Source organism: Mangrovimonas xylaniphaga (genome assembly GCF_001280435.1).
In the GTDB taxonomy this organism is placed as follows: domain Bacteria; phylum Bacteroidota; class Bacteroidia; order Flavobacteriales; family Flavobacteriaceae; genus Mangrovimonas_A; species Mangrovimonas_A xylaniphaga.
This window is the reverse complement of sequence record NZ_LBIP01000003.1, coordinates 1-328: the sequence shown is the minus strand read 5'-3', so window position 1 is coordinate 328 and position 328 is coordinate 1. Positions and strand designations below refer to the sequence as shown.

Annotated in this window: 1 protein-coding gene; it reads right to left on the bottom strand. The window is 35.1% G+C overall.

Annotated features, from left to right (window positions below; all coding sequences use genetic code 11):
- Nucleotides 1-188: 188 nt before the first annotated feature.
- The coding region (locus ZA06_RS00015; RefSeq protein ID WP_157503013.1) for a tyrosine-type recombinase/integrase at nucleotides 189-328 on the bottom strand (140 nt) is incomplete at its 5' end.

The following is a 328-nucleotide window of genomic DNA, read 5'->3' as shown; positions in this document are numbered from 1 at the left end:
ATGCTCTTTTAAATGCTTTTTTTGCACCTTTTTAGTTTCTATGTTATTAAAACCACCAGAGTCATTTTGAGTATATTTTTTAATCAAATATTTGGTCATATAGCGTTATCAAATGTTTGCCAACGGTGGGGTAAACACCATGGTGTTTATCCCCATTATATTTATTCCATCAAATCTACATATAATTCTTACATATCCAGAGGATTTGTAATAGAATTAAACGTATTGCTAGCTACATGGGTGTAAATCTCGGTCGTCTTTGTGGAATTGTGTCCCAATAGTAGCTGAATGTATCGCAGGTCGGTACCTGCCTCCAAAAGATGTGTGG